This is a genomic window from Mucilaginibacter sp. P4_A11 (genome assembly GCF_056402535.1).
In genome coordinates this window covers 179954-201992 of the sequence record NZ_JBFUHE010000004.1, presented here as the reverse complement: position 1 = coordinate 201992, position 22039 = coordinate 179954, and the positions used below count along the sequence as shown (strand labels likewise).

The window sequence follows — 22039 nt, the reverse complement described above, 5'->3', positions numbered from 1 at the left end:
TTAAGCCGAAAGCTTAAATAATGTTTACCACAGATTGTAAATCCGCGGCTGATTAGGATGTAGGTAATATTCCTTTTACAAATCCTGATACAAAAGCTAACAATGTTCAAATAGTTGCGGTAAATGAGTATTTTCGGCAAATACCAGCTATAATCCACAAATGAAAAATACCGAACAAAACTATCGTCGTCATTTTTTAAAAACCGCTGCTGTTGGCACCATTGCAGCAATGGGTATCCCATCAATTGTTTCATCGGCTTTGGCTGCTGAACACCCCTCAAAAAAAGTAACTTTTAACCAGGGTGATGTTGTTCTTTTCCAGGGCGACTCTATTACCGACTGGGGCCGCGACCACAGTAAAACCGAACCCAATACTACCAGTGCCTTAGGCTCAGGATATGCATTGCTTACGGCTTCGCAACTGCTGCTTAAACATGCCGACAAAAGCCTTAAGATCTATAATAAAGGCATAAGTGGCAACAAGGTATATCAACTGGCTGAGCGTTGGGATACCGATTGTCTTGCTCTTAAACCAAACGTGTTGAGCATCCATATAGGCGTAAACGACTTTTGGCATACGCTAACTAATGGTTATAAGGGTACCATTGATACTTACATTACCGACTATAAAAAACTGCTTACCCGTACCAAAGAAGCCCTGCCGGGTATTAAATTGGTGATCTGTGAGCCCTTCGCTGAAAAAAATGTAAGGGCTGTTGATGATAAATGGTACCCTGCGTTTGATGCCTATCGCCAGGCTGCCAGGGATGTAGCGGCCGAATTCGGAGCTGTATTTGTGCCTTACCAATCGGCATTCGACAAAGCGGAACAAACAGCCCCGGCCACCTACTGGAACCTTGATGGCGTACACCCAAGCGTAGCCGGCGAAGCGCTTATGGCGCAAACATGGTTGAAAGCGGTAGGAGCTTTATAGAAGGCGAAAGGTTAAAGATGAAAGGCAAAAGGTAGCTGCAACCTGGCAAACAGGTCAGATTTTTTAATGCTATTTTCGGTCTTTCATCTTTTAAAGAGCATTTAACCTTTCAGCTTTTGTCTTTCACCTGTTAAAAACAACCTTTAACCTTTCACCTTTAACCTTTCACCTAAATTTCACGTCAAAAGCGTATCTTTGCGCGTAAATGATTGCTATAAATAACCTTACGTTCGAGATTGGTGCGCGGGCCCTATATGATGAAGCTAACTGGCATATTAAACCCGGTGAAAAAATTGGGTTAATTGGTGCCAACGGTACTGGTAAAACCACCCTTTTAAAAATTATTGTAGGCGACTATAAGCCTACCTCCGGAACTATATCAATGGCTAAGGACCTTACCATGGGTTACCTTAACCAGGATCTGCTTTCATACTCATCTGATAAAAACATCGTGCACGTAGCCATGGAAGCCTTTGAGCGCCAGAACCAACTGCATGACGAGATCGAGAACCTGCTTAAAAAGTTGGAAACGGATTATAGCGAAGATCTGTTAAATAAATTGAGCGACAAGCAGCATGAATTTGAACTGCTTGACGGTTATAATATCGAATATAAAGCGCATGAAATTTTAGCCGGTCTGGGTTTCAGCGATGATGATTGCAAACGTAAGCTGAGCACATTTTCGGGTGGTTGGCGTATGCGTGTAATGCTGGCCAAGATCCTGTTACAAGCTCCTGATATCCTGTTGCTGGATGAGCCTACCAACCACTTGGACTTACCGTCTATCCAATGGCTGGAAGATTATTTGAAAGCATTTACCGGCGCTATCATCATCGTATCACACGATAGGTGGTTTCTGGATAAGGTGATCAACCGTACAGTTGAGTCGCGCAAGGGCAAGCTGACCGTTTACGCGGGTAACTATACTTTTTACCTTGAAGAAAAATCATTGCGTGAAGAAATCCAGCGCGGCGAGTTTAAAAATCAGCAATCAAAAATAAAACAGGAAGAACGTTTGATCGAGCGTTTCCGTGCTAAGGCTTCCAAAGCCAAAATGGCTCAGTCACGGATCAAAATGCTTGATAAAATGGAACGTATTGACGATGTTGATGATGATAACCCATCAGTTAACTTCGCTTTCCGTTTCTCTAAGCAATCGGGCAGGCACGTGATCACCCTGGAGGACATCGTTAAAAAGTATCCTGCAATTGACATTTTAAATGGCGGTGAAGCTGTAATTGAAAAAGGCGATAAAATTGCCCTGATCGGTGCCAACGGTAAAGGTAAGTCAACCTTGCTGAGGATCATTGCTTCGGCAGATAATGATTATACCGGTACAATGACTACAGGCCATAACGTAACCACTACGTTTTTTGCGCAGCACCAGTTAGAGTCATTACACCTCGAAAACCAAATTCTTCAGGAACTGCAGGCATTTGCTCCAAAACATACCGATACCGAGTTACGTACCATTTTAGGTTCGTTTTTGTTTACCGGTGATGATGTGTTCAAGAAGATCAAGGTACTATCGGGCGGTGAAAAATCGCGCGTGGCTTTGGCTAAGGCCCTTACTGCCGATGCTAACTTCCTGGTACTGGATGAGCCCACCAATCACCTGGACATGCAGTCGGTAAATATCCTGATCCAGGCGTTGGAGCAGTACGAAGGTACTTTCATTGTGGTATCGCACGACAGGTATTTCCTTGATAATGTTGCTAACAAGATCTGGTTTATTGAAGATCAGAAAATAAAAATTTACCCGGGTACCTATGCCGAGTTCGACGTGTGGTATGCCAACCGTAAATTAGAGCCTAAAGCTGCTGCGCCCGCACCTCAGCCTAAAAAGGAAGAGAAAAAGCCGGAGCCTGTTAAACAGCCACAAGGCGAAAACAAGCATCAGCAGCTTAAAAAACTGAACCAGGACCTGACCAAAATGGAAGAACAGATCGCCAACCTTGAAAAAGAAGTGAAGCAACTGGAAACTCAACTGGCCGACGAAAAAATATACAGCGACGGTGCCAAGCTAAAGCAAACCAATGCCGCTTACAGCGCTAAACAAGCCGAACTGAAACAAGTTCAGGACAAGTGGGAAGCGTTAGCCGAGCAGATTTTGGAGTTGGAATCGTAAGATTAATCTCCATGTCATTGCGAGGAGCGAAGCAATAGCGAACTATATGGGGCCGCTCTGTATAGCATGCGGTTGCCACGCTATCGCTCGCAATGACATAGTGGTTTAACGATATTATAAATTAACCCGTCATTGCGAGGTACGAAGCAATCCCCGATTAGTGGGGCGGCTATGTAAATCCGCACTGTATAGTTTGGGATTGCTTTCCCGAAGCAAATTCGGGACAGACTGTGCCTCGCAATGGCGTTTGTAGTTTAACCGGAATTAGTAGGTTTATATAAATGAAAAAGCTTTACATCATCCTTTTCACCCTCCTGTCGTTAAATACTTTTGCTCAATCTACCTATAATAACAACGTTTACTCATCAGCCATAAAAAGCGTTGAGTTTTACAATACCGCCAAACAAGGCTCTTTTCCAGTGATCAATTTAGGATCGGACGAAAAAGTGCTGTTGGCCTTTGATGACTTGCGGGGCGGCAGTCGTAATTACTACTATACCATTGAGCATTGCGATGCCAACTGGAACTCATCAAACCTGTCACCTGCCGAATACCTGCAAAGCTTTGCCGATGATCGCCTGTACAATTACAGCTACTCTACTGGTACCATGCAAAAGTACACCCATTATGAAATTTCGTTGCCTAACAATAACATCGTTCCCAAAATATCGGGCAATTACGTTTTGAAGGTTTATGAAGATGGCGATCAAAACAAAATGGTGCTTACCCGCAGGCTATACGTATTGGGCAAACGCGTTTCGATAGCTGCCGATCTGGTGGCCTCGGCCAATAATGTTACCCGACAAACTAATCAAAAGATAAATTTTACAGTGGATTATTCGGGCTTGGTTGTACAAAACCCGGCTTATGCCCTGCGCACTTTCATTATGCAAAATGCCCGCACCGAAACAGCAGTGCTTAACGGACAGCCAACTTATATCCGTGGTTCGCAGTTAATTTATAATGATGTAACAATTAATGATTTTCCGGGACGAAACGAGTTCAGGCTGTTTGATACCCGTACGCTGAAACTTAATTCGCAAAGGGTAGCCAAGATATATAAAGATTCCACAAACGTTGTTGTGCTATTAGGCGACCCGGTGCGCGACCAGCCCAACTATATTTTTCAGTACGACAACGACGGCAAATTCTACATCCTGAATAACGATGGCACAACCCCTGCCACCGATGCTGATTATGCCCATGTGTATTTTACCTTGTCAACCAACAAAGCCCCTAAAGACGGAGCCCCATATGTAGTAGGCCAGTTTAATAACTACCGCCTCGATGATAGCAATAAACTGCACCCGCTTGATGACGGAAGGTACACCGTAAATATGTTGTTAAAACAGGGCGTATATGATTATGAATACATTTGGGTAGATGCCAAAACCGGCAAAGCCGATGACATCCCTTTTGAAGGCAGTCACTTTGAAACGGAGAATGAGTATCAAATGCTCACCTACTACCGCCCACCCGCCGCCCGTTGGGATGAGCTGGTAGGTTTCAGGGAGTTGGTGACGAAGCGGTAGATAATAAAATCTCTCAAAATTGTCATTTCGATAGAGCAGAGAGGGAAGGAGCATCGGGGCGAAAGAGAAATCTTCTACGCCCTGCATGGCGGTCCTGCAATGCAGCTAAACAGCGCGTATAAGATTTCTCACTCGTTCCTCGTTTCGAAATGACATTTTAATATAAGGGCTTCGTATCTTTACCCCCAAACACACCCCATATGACAGGAAAATTGCCGCAGGAATCATACACCATCATGAACGAATTGGTATTGCCCAATGATACCAACACTTTAAACAACCTGATGGGTGGGCGTTTGCTGCATTGGATGGATATCGCCGCCGCTATTTCGGCACAAAAGCATTGCAACAGAATAGTGGTTACAGCATCTGTGGATAATGTATCGTTTAAAGCGCCTATAAAATTGGGTGATGTGGTAAGCATTGAGGCAAAGGTTACGCGTGCGTTCACTACCTCGGTAGAAGTAAGGATGGATGTATGGGCGCAAAACATTCCATCGGGCACCAAAGTGAAAAGCAACGAAGCCTATTACACCTTTGTGGCTTTGGACAAAGATGGTCAAAAGACAGCCGTACCTGAGCTGATCCCTGAAACAGAAAAAGAGCAGGCACTGTACGAAGGCGCACTTCGTCGCCGCCAGTTGAGGCTGATATTAGGCGGGAAAATGAACCCGAATGACGCCACCGAATTGAAAGCCCTGTTTTTTGTCGATGAGTTACCGCCCAACCTTGGCGAAGAAATTAAACAGTAACAAAATAAACTACCGGTGGTCTAACAAATAGCTTAACAATAAAACTATTTGTACCATGAGATACTTTTTGTGCTTTTTACTTCCGCCTGTCGCCATCCTTACTACCGGCAGGATAGGGGCATTTATACTGAATATATTTTTAACTCTATTTTTCTGGATCCCTGGCGTAATTCATGCCATCCTGGTAACCAGCGATTACTATGATGCCAAACGTCACAGACAACTCATGCGGGCAACGCGCAGAGCGAGGTGGTGAGGAACCCTGATTTTCTTGATTATAGGATTGGCTGATGCCGTTGGCTGAAACTGTTTGAGAGGACAAATTATACAGGCCAATTCTATCAAGAAATCCTAAAATCCCAAAAATCATGGTTCATAATTTACCATATTTGCAATACGATGCAAAAGGGTAAACTATTAATTATCGACGACGAGGAACGCCTCCGCAATTTGCTTGCGCGTATTTTACAGTTGGAAGGTCACGAGGTAATTACCGCAGGTACAGGCAAAGAGGGACTTAAAAAATTACAGCAGGATATCATACACGTGGTTCTAAGCGATGTTAAGCTGCCCGATATTGATGGCATTACCCTTTCTGAAACCATCAAGAAAAACTACCCCAATACCGAGATTATTGTTTTAACGGCTTACGGTACCATTAACGATGGTGTAAAAGCCATTAAAGCCGGCGCGTTTGATTATATCACCAAGGGCGATGATAACGAAAAGATCATCCCGCTGGTAAGCAAGGCCATGGATAAAGCCTTGCTGCAGCAAAAAGTTGCCGAACTGGAAAGCAAACTGAATGATAAGTTCGGTTTCGACAGGCTCATTGGTAAATCAACCGCTATTAGTGATGTGATCAAGCTGGCTCAAAAGGTAGCCCTTACTGATACTACGGTGTTATTATTGGGTGAAACCGGTACGGGCAAGGAAATTTTTGCCGAAGCCATTCACCAGGCCAGTAACCGCAGCGCTAAATCATTTGTGGCGGTAAATTGCAGCGCTTTCACCAAAGAATTACTGGAGAGTGAACTCTTCGGCCATAAAGCTGGTTCATTTACGGGTGCCGTTAAGGATAAAAAAGGACTTTTTGAGGAAGCCAACAGCGGTACGATATTTTTAGATGAGATAGGGGAGCTCGATCACGATCTGCAGGCCAAATTGCTCCGTGTGCTCGAATCGCAGCAATTCATCAAGATAGGGGATACCAAGCCTACGCAGGTTAATGTGCGCATCCTGGCAGCTACCAACCGTAATTTACTGAACGAGATCAACGACGGTCATTTTAGGTCGGACCTGTACTACCGTCTTTCTGTCTTCCAGATCACCCTGCCTGCATTACGCGAGCGTAAAAAAGACATCAAATTATTGGCCGAATACTTTATGCAGCACTTTGCCCTTAAAGTTAAAAAGCAGGTGAATGTTTTGAGTGATGAGTTTGTTGAAAAGCTGGAAGCTTACAGTTGGCCCGGTAACATCCGTGAGCTTAAAAATATCATTGAGCGCGCGGTGATCCTTACTGACAGTAATGTGCTCGACGAAAGCCTGCTCCCCTATGAAATTCAGCAGCAACAGGTAAAAAGCGGTGCACCTATTTCGGCGTTTGACCTTTCATCTGTTGAAAAACTGCATATTCAACGTGTGCTGAACCATACCCATGGCAACCGTGCCGAAGCGGCACACCTGCTTAATATAGGTGTGGCTACGCTGTACAGGAAGTTGAAAGAATACGGGTTGGAGTAAACCATTTTTTTGTTACAATAATTAGCACGGCTAATTATTGTAACCAGTTCCCAAACCAAAATACTCGTTTCCGTATCGATCGATAATAACCCTTGCTCCGTTCAACTTTGTTTCAGCAAAGCCGCTTTTCATGGTAAAGCTCTCAGACCGGAAACGATCGTATTTAACCCCTGTGATCAACTTTCCATCGTTGGCCATAAGCCCGTATTTCATATTCGAGCTAACGATGAAACAATTATAACCAGGTGATATGTTATCATATTCTAACGAGGCCAAAACTTTGCCCTTCGCATTCATAATTCCCCATTTTTCATCACGCTTAAAAATATAATTTCCATTAGCAGCATAAAGTTCACTATACTCAATCGGAATAATTTTGTTCCCCTGCATATCCGCCACACCTTTTTTATTCCCTGTTTGCAAAATCACTGTTTGGCCGGCACGCGTTAAATATAAGTCATCATAAATGGGTTGGATCGCAAAGCTTTCGTTTTCTTTCATGAGGCCGTATTTGCCATTTATTTTTACCCTGGCAGTGCCATTGGTAAATTCGCCTACTTCGTCATAAACAGGTTTAAATAAGATTTTACCGGTTAATGATAGGTACCCGATTTTATCGTTAGCGTTGGTTATGCGAAACACTTTCTTATGAAAGTCGGGATCAATGGCTTTATAAACAGGGGGTAATATCTCTTTGCCTGTTGTATCGATAAGGCCGTATAATCGCGGATAGGAGGCTCCTATAGTAGTTTTGATAAGGTTAGGTCGAATATTCATCAATTCGTTATATAACGGTTGAGTTAACATTTTTCCATTTTTTGTTATTATCCCCCATTTGTTATCCAATGAAAATTTTAATAGCGAATTATTGGGGTCAACTCCATAAATGTTTTGCAGCTTATCATATTTTATCGGAATAATTTCGGCTCCTGATGACGATACAAGACCATATTTACCATTATCTCTTACAAAAAAACATTGAAAATTAAACCGGCCATTAGCTGTCATCGGTGTTATTGATTCATATTTAGGTGATAGTATTACTTTACCATCATCCATAGCCATGCCATATTTACCACCAAGGCGGATCATAACCCAGCCACCGCCCATAAAGGTGAAATTATCATAAATAGCAGGTAAGCCTATTTTATTGGTTTTTTTATTAATTGTACCATATTTCCCATTTTCAACTACTTGCTCAAAACCAGGGTTTACGGGGTTTTCGGCGTTTACCGGTTCATCTATTCGTATATCCGAACCCATCCCTGTACCCGAAGTAATTTTGGCTTCGTCGTAGATGTAAGGATGAGCCCTGTCCGGGTCGTCATGGTAAACCCCCTTGGTATCCATTAATTTCCATTTACCGTCCAGCATAACACGGCAGGCAAGTAAAAGGGGCTTTTTAGTTAATGTATCAAATGTCGACACCAACTGAAAGCCACGTTGTTTGATGAATTGTTGAAAATCTGCACCCGTAACAAATCCGCTTTTGTCCGGAGTGAAATTTAACATTGTTTCTGCAGGCAACGTTTCTGAATACTCATTACCATATAGGTCTAAGTGATATTTTTTTCCATTTAATGTAGCAGTCGCTATGCCATGATCAACAACCTTATTACCCCGGTCGGGGCCAATCATATCATACTTTATGGGTATTACAACAGCTCCGTTATCATTGAGCAGCCCTACCTTTTTGTTTAGCGAAGCCCGGTATCCGTGGTCGGCTACGGGGTAAAGCAAATCATATGTAGGTGGTAACAATATTTTGCCTGTGGCATCCATTATGCCACTTTTTTTATCCATGATAATAAAATAACATTGCCGACTATAGTTTGATTCAATTAAATCATAAGCTGGAGGAACTACAACCGTTCCTTTTGAATTTAATAAACCATATTTAGTATCTCTCTTAAATATCGCGAAGCCGTTGCTGAAATAATTGAGATAGGTGTACTCCGGTTTGATAACTTCTTTTCCGGTAGAATCGATCATGCCTATTTGACCATCTTTGGTCACCCTCGCCACCCCTTTATTTAAGTATTCAATCTGATTATAATCCATTTGCGAAACCGGTTTACCTTTTAAATTTATTAGCCCGGTTTGTTGATTTGGATATATTCCGTCGGTAACTTTAAATAACAGGGGGCTAAAAGACACTATTTCACGATACTCGCGCGTTGTAACCGGCTTTCCAAGCGAGTCTATCAGGCCCATTTTAGCATCAGTGCTCACACCTATTCTATAGGTGGCTATGCCAGTTGCATTAAAATCACCTATTTGATTATAACTGAAGGCTGTAAGTTGGGCGCCTGTTAAGTTAAACAGCGCAGTTTTATCGCCGGTAGTTACTTTTATCAGGTTTTTTTTACGGTAGTCAAATCCTATTCTGTCATATTGCACAGGAATAATTTCTTTCCCTTTAAAAAATACGCCGTATAGTTTTCCTGTTTTTACAATAAAAGCCTGTGATGAATTAGATGTATAGGTAATATAATCGTACATGACAGGTACAATAGGTTTGCCATTGGCATTAAATACACCATATAAATTACCGTTTTTTACATAAACAGTACTGTCATTATATAATATCACCTGGTCATATATTGGCGAAATCCCTTCTTTTTCCGAAGCATCCCTGGTGCCATGTTTTCCATTCTTGCTAAATTTTGAAAAAATGTTTTTTGAGGGAAATGTTGGCGTACCATATTTAGTACCTCGGTCAGATTCATTTAGAAAAGGGTCGCCTTTAATGTCGCGCTGTGGTGTGGCAGCAACATATTCTGTCGATTTAGCTTCCTCTACTACTTTTCCATGATTGTCGATTTTACCCCATTTTCCTTTTTTTTGAAAGGGAGCGGTAATGAGTAAAGGGTCTCTTTGTACGGTATCAAAAGCGCCCACCAGTTCGTACCCCCTTGATTTGATCAATTGCTTGAATTTAGCATCCATTACATGACCATATTTATCGGGATTAAAAGTTTGCGCACTTGCCAGTTGAACACTGAATAAGGAGCTTATTATGAAAAGGAATTTTTTTGTCATTAGCTGAAAAAAATGTGTGGCGATTATGATAAGGTTGAGTCGGCAATTTTACGATTTTAATGCCAAAATAGTTCGGCAAAAATTCCACTTTGATAATCACCTATCAAAATGATAGTTCAATTCCCCCTAAATAAATAGAATTTCATTGATAGATCTATGTAAATTGTTTATATACAGTTATTTGTGTGGATTTTAATTTTCTTGGCATCCGCTTGGCAAAGCCCTTTGTAAAAACACATAAAAATGGATGCTTTACTCACAATCGCTTACCTGGCCACATTTGTAGTGGTGTTCTGGATCTTTTTTAAATCTGTAAACTACTTCGAAAAAATCTAAAATCATGGCAGCATTATTCATCGTCGCAATAGCCGTGTTCATTTACATGGTGTACGTACTTCTCAAACCCGAAAAATTTTAAAATTAAACTATGAACACTGAACTAACGGGTGTAATTTTCACCTATCTGCTCACCTTAGCCATCGCCATTCCCCTTGGCCGTTACATGGCTAAAGTTTTTAAGGGCGAAAAAACCTGGCTCGATTTTATGGCCCCGCTTGATCGCCTGATCTTCCGCTTTAGCGGTATCGACACCAAACGCGAAATGAACTGGAAACAGCATCTGCTGGCCCTGCTTACCATCAACAGTGTTTGGCTGATATATGCCTTTGTTTGCCTGATGGCACAAGGCCATTTGCCGCTTAACCCCGACGCAAACCCGGGCCAGTCGCCTGATACGGCTTTTAATACCGCTATCAGCTTTTTGGTTAACTGTAACCTGCAGCACTATTCGGGCGAAAGCGGCGCTACCTACTTTACACAGCACTTTGTATTCATGTTCCTGCACTTTGTATCGGCCGCAACAGGTATTGCCGCGCTGGTAGTTGTTTTCAGGGCAATGAAGGATAAGGTTACCGATAAGCTGGGCAACTTCTGGGAGTACTTTGTAAAATCCATCACCCGCGTGTTGCTGCCTATCTCCTTTGTAATAGCTGTCATCTTCGCCTTTAACGGCATGACCACCAGCTATGCAGGTAAAGATACTTTTATCAGCATGCAGGGCGATACTGTTCACGTATCCCGCGGACCGGTTGCTGCCCTGGTTGCCATCAAACACCTGGGTACCAATGGTGGTGGCTGGTTCGGCGCTAACTCCGCACACCCTATCGAAAACCCTAATTACTTAACCAATACTGTTGAGCTGGTAGCACAATGTGTTATCCCTATAGCTTTGGTATTTGCACTGGGTTTCTATCTCAATAAAAAGAAATTCGCCTATGTGATCTTTGGAGTAATGACACTGGGCATGCTCATGCTGATGATCCCAACAATGAATGCCGAGTTACATGGCAACCCTGCCATAGCTAAAATGGGTATCAGCCAGCCAACCGGCGCCATGGAGGGTAAAGAGGTGAGGTTTGGCCCGGCCAACTCTGCTTACTGGAGCATCATGACTACCATTATCTCTACCGGATCGGTAAACTCTATGCATGACAGCGCTATGCCGGTATCAGGCACCATGATGATGCTGGGCATGATGATCAACTGTTTTTACGGCGGCTGCGGGGTTGGGTTCCTTAACTTCTACATATTTATCATCGTTGCCGTATTTATTTCGGGGCTGATGGTTGGTCGTACCCCTGAGTTTTTAGGCCGTAAGATTGAGGCACGGGAAATGAAGATCGCTTCGCTGATTGCCCTGCTGCACCCTTTTATTATCCTTGTGGGCTTAGCTATTTCATCATACTTTATTGTGCACGTGGCCGGTGCCGACTGGGCTGTTAAACCATCGTCATGGTTAAATAACCCTGGCAACCACGGCTTCTCCGAAATGCTGTACGAATACACTTCATCAGCGGCCAATAACGGATCGGGTTTTGAAGGCTTGGGGGATGGTAACATTTTTTGGAACTATACTACCGGTATCGTTATGATATTAGGCAGGTTCCTGCCGATAATCGGTCCGCTGGCTATTGCAGGTTTACTGGCTAACAAAAAGAACATCCCTGAATCGGCCGGGACGCTTAAAAGCGATACCTCTACTTTTGGACTGATGATCTTTGCGGTGATCGTAATTATCGCTGCCCTGTCATTCTTCCCGGCATTAGCTTTAGGTCCGATTGCTGAACACTTTTCACTTAAATAATCATGAACTCAAATCAAAATACATTGTTCCAGGGCGATCAGATGAGGGAGGCTTTTAAACAATCCTTCATCAAACTAAACCCACGCATCCTGTTCCGCAACCCGGTGATGTTCACTGTGGAAATAGGCACGGTTGTAATGCTCATTGTGAGCATATTTTCGCTGGCTAATAAAGGCCAGGGCAGTTTTGCCTACAACTTTACAGTATTCATCATATTGTTATTAACTGTACTGTTTGCCAATTTTGCCGAGGCTATTGCCGAGGCCCGCGGTAAAGCCCAGGCCGAAAGCCTGCGCAAAACCCGTGAAGAAACACCTGCACGCCTGCTGGTTAACGGCAAGGAAGAAAGGGTGATGTCATCACAGCTAAAAAAAGGTGATGTTTTCATTTGCGAAACAGGCGATAACATCCCTACCGATGGTGAGATCATTGAAGGTATTGCTACCATTGATGAGTCGGCCATTACAGGCGAGTCGGCCCCGGTGATCCGTGAGGCTGGTGGTGATAAATCATCAGTAACCGGTGGCACCAAAGTTTTATCTGATAAGATAAAAGTATTGGTTACCACACAGCCGGGTGAAAGCTTTTTGGATAAGATGATTGCCCTGGTTGAAGGTGCGTCACGCCAGAAAACACCTAACGAAATAGCATTGACCATTTTGCTTGCAGGCTTTACGCTCATCTTCGTTATTGTATGCGTTACGCTGAAACCTTTTGGTGATTATTCTAATACCCCAATTACTATAGCTGCTTTTATATCGTTGTTTGTTTGTTTGATCCCTACCACTATCGGTGGCCTTTTATCGGCCATCGGTATTGCCGGGATGGACAGGGCCTTACGTGCCAACGTGATCACCAAAAGTGGTAAAGCTGTTGAAACTGCGGGCGATTTGGATACCTTATTGCTTGATAAAACAGGCACAATTACCATTGGTAACCGTAAAGCAACCAACTTTTACCCAACCGCAGGTGTAAGCGAACAGGATTTTGTAATGGCTTGCGTGCTGAGCTCACTGGCCGACGAAACTCCCGAGGGTAAATCTATCGTGGAGCTTGCTGAGCAAGGCCCCAATAAATTAAAGATCTACGCTCCTAAAGATTCTGTGTTTATCAAATTTACTGCCGAAACCCGTTCGAGCGGTTTGGATACGCCCGATGGTTTACGCATCCGTAAAGGTGCTTTTGATTCTATCCGTAATATTGCTTTAAAAGCGGGCAACCCATTTCCAGCCGATGTAGAGGACAACGTTAAAAAGATCTCCTCAAACGGTGGTACCCCATTGGTGGTATCGCAAAATGAAAAGATCATGGGTGTGATTGAGTTGCAGGATATCATCAAAACCGGTATTGCCGAACGTTTTGAACGCCTCCGCAAAATGGGTGTTAAAACCGTAATGGTGACTGGTGATAACCCGCTTACTGCCAAATTTATTGCTGAGAAAGCCGGTGTGGATGATTTTATTGCTGAGGCTAAGCCCGAGGATAAAATGAACTACATTAAAAAGGAACAACAAGGCGGTAAACTGGTAGCCATGATGGGCGACGGTACAAACGATGCCCCTGCACTTGCCCAGGCCGATGTTGGTGTAGCCATGAACAGCGGTACACAAGCTGCTAAAGAAGCCGGTAATATGGTGGATCTGGATAACGACCCAACCAAGCTGATCGAGATTGTGGAGATAGGCAAGCAGTTATTAATGACCCGTGGTACGCTAACTACTTTCAGTATAGCTAATGATGTGGCTAAATATTTCGCCATCGTTCCGGCCTTGTTCATGGTATCCATACCTGCTTTAAAAGCACTCAATATCATGGACCTGCACAGCCCGCAATCGGCTATACTTTCGGCAGTGATCTTTAATGCTATTATTATCCCGTTACTGATCCCGCTGGCCTTGCGTGGTGTTGAATACAAACCGATAGGTGCAAGTGCCTTGTTACGCCGTAACCTGCTTATTTATGGGTTAGGCGGTATCCTGATACCATTTATAGGTATTAAACTGATTGATTTAGCTGTTTCACTGTTCATATAATTAAATGAGCGGGAGGCGTGGGGTATGGATTTGGGGCGACAGATAAACCCTAATTGCCATCCGTAAAAACCTCACGCTTCCAAACTCATCATTAAACATTAAATAAAATGAAAACATATTTGTTGCCATCTATTAAGCTGACTTTAGTACTGATTGTATTAACAGCAGGCATATATCCTTTAGCTATAGCAGGTATTGGTAAATTTACCCCGGGCAAAGGCGATGGCGAAACCATCACTTACAAAGGTCGCGTAGTTGGTTATGCCAACATTGGTCAAAAATTTACTAAAGACGAATATTTCTGGGGCCGTCCATCGGCAGTTGATTATAATGCTGCAGGTTCGGGAGGTTCAAACAAAGGTCCTTCAAACCCTGATTACCTGAAACAGGTTGAAGGCCGTATTGAAGATTTCCTGAAACATAACCCCGGTGTAACCCGCTCACAGATCCCTGCCGAACTGGTTACCGCTTCAGGCAGTGGCCTGGATCCCGATCTTTCGCCAGCAGGTGCAAAAGTACAGGTAGCCCGTGTAGCCAAAGTGCGCGGTTTATCTGCCGATGCTGTAGCTAAGCTGGTTGATGAGCACACTGAGCAGCCTTTATTAGGCCTGTTTGGCCCGGCTAAGGTGAATATACTGAAATTGAATGTGGCGCTGGATGAGTTGAAGAAATAAAAAATAAACTGCCGCGAGTTTAGCGCTGTTATACGCTGCGCTAAACCCTCGACAGAGAATAAATAAATTGATAAATTTAAAAGTCCCGCTGCCAATTGGCGGAGAGACTTACAAGGTATGGAAGACACCAAAGAAACTTCGGTTGAGCATTTCCTGGAGCTGATCAAAAAATCGCGCAGGGGGAAGTTCAAGGTATATATAGGCATGAGCGCCGGGGTAGGCAAAACCTACCGCATGCTACTGGAGGCCCAGGCTTTGATGCGCAATGGTATCGATGTGAAGATTGGTTATATAGAAACCCATAACCGCAAAGAAACGCATGCTCTTCTGGAGGGCTTGCTTGTAATACCACGCCGCAAACTGTTTTACAAGGGAAAGGAACTGGAGGAGATGGATTTGAAAGCCATTATCAGCTTACGCCCCGAGGTTGTTATAGTTGATGAATTGGCCCATACCAATATTGAGGGCAGCAGCAACGAAAAACGCTGGCAGGATGTGCTGGAGATCCTGAACGCGGGCATTAACGTGATCAGTGCAGTGAATATACAGCATATGGAAAGCCTCAATGAAGAGGTGGAACGAATAACAGGCGCCACCATCAATGAGCGTGTGCCCGACAAAGTTTTGCAATTAGCCGATGAGGTTGTGAACATTGACCTTACTGCCGATGAACTGATAGATCGCCTTAAAGAAGGCAAAATCTATGACCAGAAGAAGATCCCGACCGCGCTGAATAACTTTTTCCAGGTTGAACGGATCTTACAGCTACGCGAGCTGGCCCTGCGGGAAGTGGCCCACCAGGTGGAACGGAAGATTGATATTGAGGTTCCTAAAACTATTAAACTAAGGCCCGAGCTGTTTTTGGCTTGTATTAGTACCAATGATGAGTCGGCTAAGATCATTATACGTAAAACGGCAAGGTTGTCGTCATATTATCGCTCTAAATGGTATTTGCTGTATGTGCAAACCTCGCGCGAGAGCAGCGATAAGATTAACTTAGCCGCGCAAAGGCACCTCATCAACAACATGAAACTGGCCACGCAACTGGGCGGCGAGGTGCTGAAGGTAAAAGACGATCATGTGGCCCGCACCATTTGGGAAACGGCCGAAAAATATGATATCACCACGATTTGCATTGGCAAACCGCGGTTTAAATTTTACCAGCTTATCATGAAAACAGCCGTGTTTACACAGCTACTAAATAAAATGTCGAAAACTGATATTGACCTTGTAATACTTTCATAACCATGACTATAAAAAATAAACTCCGGGCAGGCATTGGTTTCCTGTTTTCACTGGCATTAATATGCTGCGGAATGTCGATATACTTTCTCAATCGCTTATCCGCCGATGCTGGCGCAATATTGAAGGATAATTATAAAAGTGTGCAGTACGTTCAAAATGTGCTCTCGACGATTGATTCGCACCCGGGCAAACTGACGCCGGAACAAATCAAAACTATTGATAAAAACATGGCTCTTCAAGATCGTAACGTTACCGAGGTTGGCGAGCGGCAATTTACCGATTCGGCAAGGCTCACTTTTGAAAAGCTAAAAAATGCAGGCAGCAGCGAACTTGAACAAGGCCAGTTAAGCCTGAGGCTTCGTCAGCATCTTTATAGTGTTATGCGTGTAAACATGGATGCCATAGCACGCAAAAATGATGTGGCTAATGCTACATCAAAACGTGGTTCGTTACTGGTGGCGTTTTTGGGGGCGTTTTTGTTCCTGGTGGCCTTCAGTTTCGCGGTTAATTTTCCTGGATATATCGCCAATCCTATCAAGGAGCTTACGGCCCGTATCAAAGAGGTATCAAACAAAAATTATCACCAGCAAATTCATTTTGAATCGGACGATGAGTTTGGTGAGCTGGGGCAGGCTTTTAATACAATGACCCGCAAGCTCGATGAGTTTGAAAACAGTAACCTCGCCAGTATTTTATTTGAGAAAAAACGGATCGAAACCATTATTAACTCGATGCATGACGCCATTATCGGGCTTGATGAAAAGTCGGTTATCATATTTGCTAATCAGGTGGCCTGTAGCCTGATTGGTATGAAAGCGGATCAGCTCAATGGTAGATATGCGCCTGATATTGCGCTCGAAAACGACTTGATGCGCAAGCTGCTGGTGAACGACCAGGCAAAGCTGCGGATCTTTGCTGATGAGCGGGAAGGTTTTTACTCGCGTGAATCCTTGTCGGTAAGCAGCAAAGATAAAGTAATAGGAAAAGTGATCATCCTGAAAAATATTACCGAATACCAGCAACTGGATGAGGCCAAAACCAACTTCATCGCTACGATATCGCACGAGTTGAAAACCCCGATCTCATCTATAAAAATGAGCCTGAAACTATTGGAAGATGAACGTATTGGTGATGTAAACCCCGAACAGCGTCAGTTGATCAGCAATATTGACGATGATACGCGCAGGCTGTTGCTGATCACCGGCGAGTTGCTGGATATGGCCCAGGTTGAAACAGGTAAACTACAACTAAACTTTGGCAGCACACACCCGCAAAATATTGTGGATTACGCGGTGAAAGCCATTAAGTTTATTGCCGATCAGAAGCAGGTGGATATCAAGGTAAAATGTGATGAAAGTTTGCCTAAGGTACATGCTGACCTGGATAAAACTACCTGGGTGCTGATCAACCTGCTCTCGAACGCCATAAAATACAGTCACGAAAAATCTACTGTTGAGCTGGTTGTTAAAAAGCATAAAAATGATGAGATCGAATTTTCGGTGACGGATCATGGTAAGGGGATTGAAGACCAATACCTTCCCCGTTTGTTCGAGCGTTATTTTAAAGTGCCGAACGCTACATCTGAGCAAAGCGGTACTGGATTAGGCCTTGCCATTGCAAAGGATTTTATTGAAGCCCAGGCTGGCAAAATCAATGTAGAAAGCGAAATAGGCTCAGGCAGCACATTTTATTTTACGCTGAAACGAGCGATAGCTGCGGCGTAAGCTGATGGCATCTTTTTAATGGAAAAAAATGTCATTTCGATTGAGCAGGGGGGCTGAGTAGTAGAGCGAAAGAGAAATCTTATACGCCCGGCAGAACCGTCTTACATAATTTAGGGCAGGATGTATAAGATTTCTCCTCACCCCCGCACGTTCCCAAGCCAGTTCGTCGAAATGACATTCGGTTTTGTTCACCATAAATTACCACCCGCCTTTAAACCCTTCGGTTAAAGCGTGCTGGTAATTTTTAATATCAAACGAATACAGGTACGGTGCTTTATGTGCGCCTCCCTTGCGGGGCTCTTCAGACCGGTTTAGGATGCCGAACGCTAATATGCGGCGCTGAAAATTACGCCTGTCCAGCTTTTTACCTAAAATGGTTTCATAAAGTTTTTGCAGCTCAGGCATGGTAAATTCCCTGGGCATTAAGTTATAACCTATAGGCTGATAGTTAAGCTGCAGGCGGAGGGCATCTAAAGCGCTTTTGTAGATCTTTTCATGGTCCAGCTGCATTTCCGGCATATCATCCAGGTCGCGCCATGCACAAAGTTCCGAAAACTGATCAGGGTGTGGTATAACACCAAAAAAATCAACCAATGCATAATAGCCTATTGATATAAACCGGCCCGAAAACCAGTTTTGTTCTTTGGGCAGCATATCTGCATACATATCATTATGCACCTTTGAACGGTCCGGGTCGCCAAATACCCGGAACTGCTGTAAAAATATTTTATCCAGGCCGGTACGTTCCTGTAAAATTCTTACAGCGGCGTTATCTATCGGTTCGTCCTTAAGTACAAAGCCGCCGGGCAGGTACCATTTTTCTTCATCATTAGTTTTTAATAACAGCACTTTCATTTGCCCTTCATGAAATCCAAATACAACACAATCAATAGAAATGTGGTTCACGTAGTTTTTACGGGCTTCCTCGCTGTACTCAATAAGTTGCTGTTTACTTAACATTTGTGCTATTGTACAAATAAAGTTTGATTTTTTAATTATAATATTTACAATTGTGTACTTAATACACTATGGAAAATGCCGTAGCATATCGTTTTAAAAATCATCAAAAATATTTAAGGGCACAATGAAATGCCCTGATTATTAGTCATATTTGTTAACCAATTATTTACTACCCACATAAATTAAAAAATGAAAAAGTATTTTTCAAGCAGGCTCGTTATAGCCGTGATGCCGTTTTGCGTGGCGTTGATGCCTTATAATAAGGTATTGGCACAAAGCAAAACTGAAGATGCCAAAATGAACGCCTATGTTAAAGGCCTGATGAGTAAAATGACCCTCGATGAAAAAATAGGGCAGCTTAACCTGGTAACCATCGGGGCGGCAACAACAGGATCGGTAGTAAATAAAGGTGTTGAAGAAAATATTAAAAAGGGATCAATTGGCGGCGTGTTTGGTGTTTGGGGTACAGCACAAACCCGCCAGATCCAGGATATAGCTGTTAAAAACTCAAGGCTGCACATTCCGCTTATTTTTGGTTTGGATGTGATCCATGGTCATCGCACTATTTTTCCTATTCCGTTGGGCATGTCGGCAACGTGGGATATGGGCCTGATCAAACAATCGGCACAAATAGCAGCTAAAGAGGCAACCGGCGAAGGTTTAAACTGGGTGTTTTCGCCAATGGTTGATATTGCCCGCGACCCGCGTTGGGGCCGCATTTCTGAAGGTTCGGGCGAAGACCCATGGTATGGCTCGCAGGTGGCAAAAGCTATGGTGCAGGGCTACCAGGGCGCAAACATGAAAGATGCCGACGCTGTAATGGCCTGCGTTAAACACTTTGCACTTTACGGCGGTGCAGAAGCCGGCCGTGAGTATAACACGGTAGATATGAGCCGCATTAAAATGTACCAGGATTACTTGCCGCCATATAAAGCGGCAGTAGATGCAGGTGCAGGCAGTTTCATGAGCTCATTTAACACGGTTGATGGTGTACCTGCAACGGTTAACCAATGGTTGTTGACCGATCTGTTAAGAAAACAATGGGGTTTTAAAGGTTTTGTGGTATCTGATTATACCGCAGTAAACGAAGTGACCGCCCACGGCCTTGGAGATTTGCAAACCGTATCAGCTCTTGCGCTTAAAGCCGGTTTGGATATGGACATGGTAGGAGAGGGTTTCCTGAAGACACTAAAGAATTCGCTTACACAAAAGAAAATAACCCAGCAGGAAATTGACCTGGCTTGTCAGCGCGTACTGGAAGCCAAGTATAAATTAGGTTTGTTTGATAACCCCTACAAATCAATGGATGCCGCTAAGGAAGCCAAGGAAGAGCTATCACCTGCTAACCGCGCAGCTGCAAGGGAAATTACCAAACACTCTTTTGTATTATTAAAGAACGATAATCAAACGCTTCCGCTTAAAAAAGGAGGAAGTATCGCATTGGTAGGCCCGCTGGCAGATAATCACCGCGATATGCTGGGTACCTGGGTTATCGCCGGCGAATGGGAAAAATCGGTGAGTGTAATGGAAGGTATCAAAAACGTAGTAGGGAACAACGTTGCCATTAACTATGCTAAAGGTGCTAATATAACTGAGGATAGCCTGTTTATTAAAAGGTTAAACTTTGGTCCGGGCATGGTTTCTTTAGATGCCAAGCCGGCCGATGAACTGTTAAAAGAAGCTATTGATGCAGCTAAAAAATCGGATGTGATTGTGGCCGTAGTTGGCGAATCGCAAAGCATGTCGGGCGAGTCATCAAGCCGTTCAGATATTGATATTCCTGAAAGTCAGAAAAACATGCTGAAGGAACTTTCAAAGTTGGGCAAACCGATGGTGATCGTACTGTTTAACGGCAGGCCGCTTACCTTAACCTGGGAAGATAAACATGCTAACGCGATACTTGATGTTTGGGCACCGGGTACTGAAGCCGGTAATGCTATTGCTGATGTGTTATTCGGCGACTATAACCCAGCCGGTAAGTTAACTGCTACCTTCCCGCGCAGCGTAGGGCAGATACCTATTTATTATAACCACAAAAATACAGGCAGGCCATACAGTGGCGGCCCGTCAAAATTTAAATCAAATTATCTTGATATTTCAAACGATCCGCTTTTTCCTTTTGGTTACGGCTTAAGCTATACCACTTTTGATTACAGTGCGGTTAGCGTGAGCAAAAACAAATTAAAAGGTAATGAAACTTTAAGGGCTACTGTTACTGTAACAAACACAGGTAAATATGCAGGTGAAGAAGTGGTGCAATTGTACATAAGTGACCCTGTTGCGAGCATCAGCCGTTCGGTAAAAGAACTTAAAGGTTATCAAAAAATAAACCTTAAGCCTGGTGAAGCAAAGCAGGTAAGTTTTAATATTACTCCTGAGCAATTGAAGTTTTATAACAGCCAGCTGAAGTACGACTGGGAACCGGGCGAATTTCTTGTCGAGATAGGAACCAGCTCGGCCAATACACACAATACTTCGGTTTGGTGGACTAAATAGACCTATTTAAAGTATAATACATTTTTAGCACTTTGTTAAAAAAGACAAGCTTATTTTTTAACAAAGTAAAATATTTGCACAGCACCGGTAAGAGATTTTACCGGTGCTGTTTTGTTTTGAAAAAGGTGTTTAAAATGTTGTACAAGTGTGTGAAATTGATTGTAATAAATGTAATATGAACATTTATTGCTTAAAAAGTATCGTTCGTGTAAATGTGTATCTAACATTTATTATTGGCTAATTAATAATAAATGTTGCTATGACAGTATTTGTAAAGTATGATGATATTTTAACATTTTGGTAGATTTTGACAATCCGACCAAGTACATTAAAATTGGATTGAAATATTAAAGGTAACAGCCCTGTTACCATGATATTTATTGTTTTATCAACTTTTGCAGAACAGGGTTTGATTAATAGCAACATTTTTACAATACGATATTTTTAAAAAATATGCTGATTTATTGGTAAGGTGTTAATGAATGTGTTTCAATTTGTAATTTTATTGGATAAATCGGTCTATAAATAATTAATTTATAAATCTGCTTTTTTTACTTGTGTATACAGTACACACTAATTACATTAGTTCCATAGCCAATATAAATTTCTGTTTTAACAGAAATCGTTCAA

General features: G+C 43.1%; 15 protein-coding genes. 13 read left to right on the top strand and 2 right to left on the bottom strand.

Annotation, left to right across the window (positions count from 1 at the left end; translation table 11 throughout):
• The first annotated feature begins 160 nt into the window (after nucleotides 1–160).
• From AC1DUD_RS09975 to AC1DUD_RS09950, 6 genes are all read left to right on the top strand, one after another.
• Nucleotides 161–934 (top strand): SGNH/GDSL hydrolase family protein, encoded by a 774-nt coding sequence (locus AC1DUD_RS09975; RefSeq protein WP_477374150.1) that lies wholly within the window; start codon nucleotides 161–163, stop codon nucleotides 932–934.
• Between the two features lie 205 nt (nucleotides 935–1139).
• The gene (gene abc-f, locus AC1DUD_RS09970) at nucleotides 1140–3062 is read left to right on the top strand and encodes a ribosomal protection-like ABC-F family protein (RefSeq protein ID WP_477374148.1); all 1923 of its coding nucleotides are present in this window, start codon (nucleotides 1140–1142) and stop codon (nucleotides 3060–3062) included.
• Nucleotides 3063–3343: 281 nt separating this feature from the next.
• Nucleotides 3344–4594, top strand: a complete 1251-nt coding sequence (locus tag AC1DUD_RS09965; protein ID WP_477374146.1) for a type IX secretion system plug protein — start codon at nucleotides 3344–3346, stop codon at nucleotides 4592–4594.
• A gap of 200 nt (nucleotides 4595–4794) precedes the next feature.
• Nucleotides 4795–5346, top strand: a complete 552-nt coding sequence (locus AC1DUD_RS09960; protein ID WP_477374144.1) for an acyl-CoA thioesterase — start codon at nucleotides 4795–4797, stop codon at nucleotides 5344–5346.
• Nucleotides 5347–5401: 55 nt separating this feature from the next.
• On the top strand, nucleotides 5402–5602 hold the full coding sequence (locus tag AC1DUD_RS09955; RefSeq protein ID WP_110586577.1) for a YqaE/Pmp3 family membrane protein: 201 nt from the start codon (nucleotides 5402–5404) through the stop codon (nucleotides 5600–5602).
• Nucleotides 5603–5745: 143 nt separating this feature from the next.
• Nucleotides 5746–7092 (top strand): sigma-54-dependent transcriptional regulator, encoded by a 1347-nt coding sequence (locus tag AC1DUD_RS09950; protein WP_477374141.1) that lies wholly within the window; start codon nucleotides 5746–5748, stop codon nucleotides 7090–7092.
• A 30-nt stretch (nucleotides 7093–7122) separates the two neighbouring features.
• Here the strand turns inward: AC1DUD_RS09950 and AC1DUD_RS09945 are convergent, their stop codons facing one another.
• The gene (locus AC1DUD_RS09945; protein WP_477374139.1) at nucleotides 7123–10134 is read right to left on the bottom strand and encodes a WG repeat-containing protein; all 3012 of its coding nucleotides are present in this window, start codon (nucleotides 10132–10134) and stop codon (nucleotides 7123–7125) included.
• Nucleotides 10135–10474: 340 nt separating this feature from the next.
• On the opposite strand from AC1DUD_RS09945, the gene kdpF reads away from it, so the two are divergent.
• The 6 genes from kdpF (at nucleotide 10475) to AC1DUD_RS09915 (ending at nucleotide 17953) form a co-directional block, all read left to right on the top strand.
• Nucleotides 10475–10552 (top strand): K(+)-transporting ATPase subunit F, encoded by a 78-nt coding sequence (kdpF, locus tag AC1DUD_RS09940; RefSeq protein ID WP_083879072.1) that lies wholly within the window; start codon nucleotides 10475–10477, stop codon nucleotides 10550–10552.
• Nucleotides 10553–10561: 9 nt separating this feature from the next.
• Complete coding sequence (kdpA, locus tag AC1DUD_RS09935) at nucleotides 10562–12277, top strand: potassium-transporting ATPase subunit KdpA (protein WP_477374137.1); 1716 nt, start codon at nucleotides 10562–10564, stop codon at nucleotides 12275–12277.
• A gap of 2 nt (nucleotides 12278–12279) precedes the next feature.
• A complete protein-coding gene (gene kdpB, locus AC1DUD_RS09930) occupies nucleotides 12280–14310 on the top strand; it encodes a potassium-transporting ATPase subunit KdpB (RefSeq protein ID WP_477374135.1) in 2031 nt (676 codons plus the stop codon).
• 107 nt (nucleotides 14311–14417) lie between these two features.
• Complete coding sequence (locus tag AC1DUD_RS09925; protein WP_477374133.1) at nucleotides 14418–14984, top strand: K(+)-transporting ATPase subunit C; 567 nt, start codon at nucleotides 14418–14420, stop codon at nucleotides 14982–14984.
• 117 nt (nucleotides 14985–15101) lie between these two features.
• Nucleotides 15102–16229, top strand: coding sequence for a sensor protein KdpD (locus AC1DUD_RS09920; RefSeq protein ID WP_477374131.1), 1128 nt, complete (start codon nucleotides 15102–15104; stop codon nucleotides 16227–16229).
• Between the two features lie 2 nt (nucleotides 16230–16231).
• A complete protein-coding gene (locus AC1DUD_RS09915; RefSeq protein WP_477374129.1) occupies nucleotides 16232–17953 on the top strand; it encodes a HAMP domain-containing sensor histidine kinase in 1722 nt (573 codons plus the stop codon).
• 198 nt (nucleotides 17954–18151) lie between these two features.
• On the opposite strand, the gene AC1DUD_RS09910 is transcribed toward AC1DUD_RS09915, so the two are convergent.
• A complete protein-coding gene (locus AC1DUD_RS09910) occupies nucleotides 18152–18913 on the bottom strand; it encodes an NrtR DNA-binding winged helix domain-containing protein (protein ID WP_121231109.1) in 762 nt (253 codons plus the stop codon).
• A 189-nt stretch (nucleotides 18914–19102) separates the two neighbouring features.
• Between AC1DUD_RS09910 and bglX the strand changes: the two genes are divergently transcribed.
• A complete protein-coding gene (gene bglX, locus AC1DUD_RS09905; protein WP_477374126.1) occupies nucleotides 19103–21409 on the top strand; it encodes a beta-glucosidase BglX in 2307 nt (768 codons plus the stop codon).
• Nucleotides 21410–22039: the final 630 nt, after the last annotated feature.

Bases quoted from the DNA above. Each gene is read 5' to 3' on its own strand.
- AC1DUD_RS09975 (WP_477374150.1), top strand. From the start codon at position 161: ATGAAAAATACCGAACAAAACTATCGTCGTCATTTTTTAAAAACCGCT.
- abc-f (WP_477374148.1), top strand. From the start codon at position 1,140: ATGATTGCTATAAATAACCTTACGTTCGAGATTGGTGCGCGGGCCCTA.
- AC1DUD_RS09965 (WP_477374146.1), top strand. From the start codon at position 3,344: ATGAAAAAGCTTTACATCATCCTTTTCACCCTCCTGTCGTTAAATACT.
- AC1DUD_RS09960 (WP_477374144.1), top strand. From the start codon at position 4,795: ATGACAGGAAAATTGCCGCAGGAATCATACACCATCATGAACGAATTG.
- AC1DUD_RS09955 (WP_110586577.1), top strand. From the start codon at position 5,402: ATGAGATACTTTTTGTGCTTTTTACTTCCGCCTGTCGCCATCCTTACT.
- AC1DUD_RS09950 (WP_477374141.1), top strand. From the start codon at position 5,746: ATGCAAAAGGGTAAACTATTAATTATCGACGACGAGGAACGCCTCCGC.
- AC1DUD_RS09945 (WP_477374139.1), bottom strand. From the start codon at position 10,134: ATGACAAAAAAATTCCTTTTCATAATAAGCTCCTTATTCAGTGTTCAA.
- kdpF (WP_083879072.1), top strand. From the start codon at position 10,475: ATGGCAGCATTATTCATCGTCGCAATAGCCGTGTTCATTTACATGGTG.
- kdpA (WP_477374137.1), top strand. From the start codon at position 10,562: ATGAACACTGAACTAACGGGTGTAATTTTCACCTATCTGCTCACCTTA.
- kdpB (WP_477374135.1), top strand. From the start codon at position 12,280: ATGAACTCAAATCAAAATACATTGTTCCAGGGCGATCAGATGAGGGAG.
- AC1DUD_RS09925 (WP_477374133.1), top strand. From the start codon at position 14,418: ATGAAAACATATTTGTTGCCATCTATTAAGCTGACTTTAGTACTGATT.
- AC1DUD_RS09920 (WP_477374131.1), top strand. From the start codon at position 15,102: ATGGAAGACACCAAAGAAACTTCGGTTGAGCATTTCCTGGAGCTGATC.
- AC1DUD_RS09915 (WP_477374129.1), top strand. From the start codon at position 16,232: ATGACTATAAAAAATAAACTCCGGGCAGGCATTGGTTTCCTGTTTTCA.
- AC1DUD_RS09910 (WP_121231109.1), bottom strand. From the start codon at position 18,913: ATGTTAAGTAAACAGCAACTTATTGAGTACAGCGAGGAAGCCCGTAAA.
- bglX (WP_477374126.1), top strand. From the start codon at position 19,103: ATGAAAAAGTATTTTTCAAGCAGGCTCGTTATAGCCGTGATGCCGTTT.